Below are 3,564 nucleotides of genomic sequence, written 5' to 3'. Positions count from 1 at the left end.
CTACTGATATTCTCCATCTTTTTTATCTTTAATCCATCATAGCTAGCGATGCAACAAAGCCATTCCAGTGTCAGCTACTTTCATGACACCAACAGTTGATATTGGTTTGTTGCTTTGCTAGCCAACTACTAGCTATGCCTCAAGTTTCCTATTCAAAATTTTCAATATCAAATCCAATTCATTTGGATTATCATACCGTATCATAACTTTACCCTTAGAATTGTTGTCATTAATTTTGATCTTTAAACCAAGTTGAGAAGATATAGCGCCTTCTATTACTGTCATATCTTGATTTCTAGTATATCTCTGCTCTTTTTGATTGTTGTTTTGATGTAGGTCCTTTATCAGTTTTTCAGTTTGTCTAACGCTTAAGCCCTGAGAAACTATTTTTTCTGCAATACTTTCCGCATTTTCAACATTAATCAACGCTCTTGCATGACCCATAGACAATTTTTTCTCATTGATCATTGTTTTCACCCTATCAGGGAGCAACAACATCCGAATCATATTGGTTATGTGGCTGCGGCTTTTGCCTATAGCTGAAGCTAATTCCTCATGTGTATAGAAAAACTCATCTATCAGTTTTCTGTAAGCTTCACCTTCCTCTATTGGATTAATATCTTGCCTTTGTATGTTTTCAATAATGGATACTTCCAAGCATTCCTTGTCGCTCAGATCTTTTATGATAACCGGTGCACTATTAAGATTTGCAATCTTGCTTGCTCGCCAACGACGTTCCCCGGCTATTATTTCATAACCGTCATCATTTGAATCTTTGCGTACCACGATAGGCTGTATAATGCCACTTTTCTTTATCGAATTTGCAAGTTCTCTTAATGACTCCTCGTCAAAATGTTTCCTCGGTTGAAATTTGCTTGGGTGCAGTAATGAAATAGGCAAATGCTCTTGTCGATCTTCTTTATTATCATAATTATCGCCTATGAGGCCGGCAAGACCTCTGCCGAGGCGTCTATCATCCTTCATACTACGCCCTCGCTTACTAGTTTCTTCTCCTTACAACTGCTCGCGTGCTTTTTTAAAATTTCCCTTGCCAAACTTATATATGCTTGTGCACCAGGACACTTAAGATCATACACAATAGCGGGTTTTCCATGAGAAGGCGCTTCTGATAACCGTACGTTACGTGGAATAACAGTCTCATACAATGGGATGATAGTTTTGTATACTTTATCATTTAAATACTGGCAAATATCGTTTTTAATCTGTTCACTGAGTTTGTTGCGCCTGTCATACATTGTTAACACTATCCCTTCTATTGCCAAAAAAGGGTTTAGGTTATTTCTTTTTATCAGCTCTACAGTTTTAACTAAATGGCTTAATCCCTCCAAAGCAAAAAATTCACACTGAAGAGGAACAATAATAGAATTAGCAGCAGTCAAAGCATTTATGGTCAGAAGCCCAAGTGATGGAGGGCAATCGATAATTATATACTCATAATTATCGCGTATCTTCTCCAATGCGCTTTTTAGTACGAATTTTCCTCGCTCAAGTTGCGATAATTCAATTTCTGCAGCTGACAAATCAACTACTGACGAAATTAGCGATAAATTCGGAATTTCCTTTATATTGAAAATTGCCGATTCTATCAATTTATTTTCGCTGCTTAGTAGTATTTTGTATATGTTTTTTTCTTCCCTACTACGATAAGAAATCCCGAGTCCGGTGCTAGCATTTCCTTGAGGATCAAAATCTACCAATAAAGTGCTTTTTCCTACAGCAGCAAAGGCTGTCGACAAATTTATACTAGTTGTGGTTTTGCCAACTCCACCCTTTTGATTTACTATTGCAATAATCTTGCTCACGCCTTTTATCTTATGTATAAAATAATTCTATTGTATATATGCAAGAAACTTTTGCATTAGAAAATTTTTTTGTTGCTAACCACACTAAAATTAGACTGTCTTTTTTACTTTGTGTAACACACTTTGAACCTTGTTTCCTAATTCATTCAGAGTGAATGGTTTTGGCAAAAAGTGAAAATCTTCTATATTGATGTCATCACTCTTTAAAAAAGCATCTTCTGCATACCCAGAAATAAAAATAACGTTGATATTTGGCCTATGGATCAATGCTTCTTTAACTATTTCTGGGCCGCTCACCTCTGGCATGATTACATCAGTGATTATAAGATCTATGTGTTGACTTTTTTTACTGATTATTTCTAGCGCCTCGCTGCCTATGCTTGCTTCTATTACATCAAATCCTTTTCTTTTGAGTGCTTTAGAGATGAATTCCCTTACTGAATCTTCATCTTCGATTAATAAAATTATACCATTACCTTTAATTTCACTTACTACCGGTTTTTCTGTTTCTTCACTATCTTCCTCTCTATCATTTTCATCTGATATGTAAACCATGGGCAAAAATATGCTAAATTTAGTTCCATGATTTACTTTGCTAGCAACATAGATGTATCCTTCAGTTTGTTTAATAATGCCATATACAGTAGAGAGGCCAAGACCTGTACCAGAGGTAATATCTTTGGTAGAAAAAAATGGATCAAAGATCTTTTCAGTTGTATCACTCGTCATTCCACATCCAGTATCAATTACTTCAATCACAACATAATTTCCATGTTCAATCGCTTCCTTGTCTGGAGAAAACATATCCTGAGGTGTAGAATTTAATGAGTCAATCTTTTGATTAAAGGTTCGTATAGTTAATTCTCCGCCCTTTTCCATAGCAGCACTAGCATTGACTGCTAAGTTAAGTATAACTTGCTCTAATTGCCCTTGATCAGCCCTAACAGCACCCAAGTCTCTACCATAATAAATATTAAATTTTATATTTTCACCTATTAATCTTTTTATCATTCCATAAAGATTAGCTATAGTATTATTTACATCAATAATTTTTGGCTGCAAGGTCTGTCTTCTTGAGAAAGCAAGCAATTGTCTTACTAAATTTGATCCACGCTTTGCATTTTGCTGTATCTGTATTATATCTCCAAAAGATGGGTCACCAGCTGAGTGTTGGAGTAAAAGCAAATCGCAAAATCCTATTATCCCAGTCAATATATTGTTGAAATCATGCGCAATACCACCTGCTAACTGCCCTATAGCTTGCATCTTTTGATAATGCTCAAGCTTTATCTCTAGGTTTTTGTGTTCAGTATTGTCAATAAAATAACAAAGTATGAAGATCATTTTATTATGAAGAAACTTATTGAAATATATTTTTATGTTATTACCGCCGTTGAGCTGTACATCAAAAGACGCATTATTTATTCTATTACTCGAAAAATATTCACGTATTTTCACATGATAACTATCCAATATCAACGTAAAGATTGAATTATTATCTGACCCTGCAAGCTTTATTAGTGCCGTATTTTTCTTTACAAAGTTGCCGTTTATGTCACATTGTGCAATAGCAATTGATGAATTTGCAAAACAAGGGTGTAATTGATAATCAACAATATTTGATTCGGTTGGTGTTATAAAGCCATATATATAGCTATAGGTTCTCTAATTGCACATAAGTCAACAATAATTTTTACACAAATCAAAATAGCATATTTCCTCCGTAATCTTTAATAATTTT

2 protein-coding genes and 1 pseudogene are annotated in these 3,564 nt (G+C 34.7%); all 3 read right to left on the bottom strand.

Annotation, left to right across the window (positions count from 1 at the left end; all coding sequences use genetic code 11):
- Positions 1–132: 132 nt before the first annotated feature.
- Positions 133–984 (bottom strand): ParB/RepB/Spo0J family partition protein, encoded by an 852-nt coding sequence (locus OZD66_RS02105; protein WP_182367710.1) that lies wholly within the window; start codon positions 982–984, stop codon positions 133–135.
- A complete protein-coding gene (locus OZD66_RS02100; protein WP_182367713.1) occupies positions 981–1,823 on the bottom strand; it encodes a ParA family protein in 843 nt (280 codons plus the stop codon). Before OZD66_RS02100 ends, OZD66_RS02105 begins: the two co-directional genes overlap by 4 nt.
- A 90-nt stretch (positions 1,824–1,913) precedes the next feature.
- Positions 1,914–3,482, bottom strand: a pseudogene (locus OZD66_RS02095) (ATP-binding protein); the annotation flags it as partial.
- Positions 3,483–3,564 lie beyond the last annotated feature (82 nt).

The organism is Wolbachia endosymbiont of Drosophila baimaii (assembly GCF_028982185.1).
GTDB classification, from domain to species: domain Bacteria; phylum Pseudomonadota; class Alphaproteobacteria; order Rickettsiales; family Anaplasmataceae; genus Wolbachia; species Wolbachia pipientis.
Note: the sequence above shows the minus strand (reverse complement) of the source record. Positions and strands in the feature narration are given on the sequence as shown.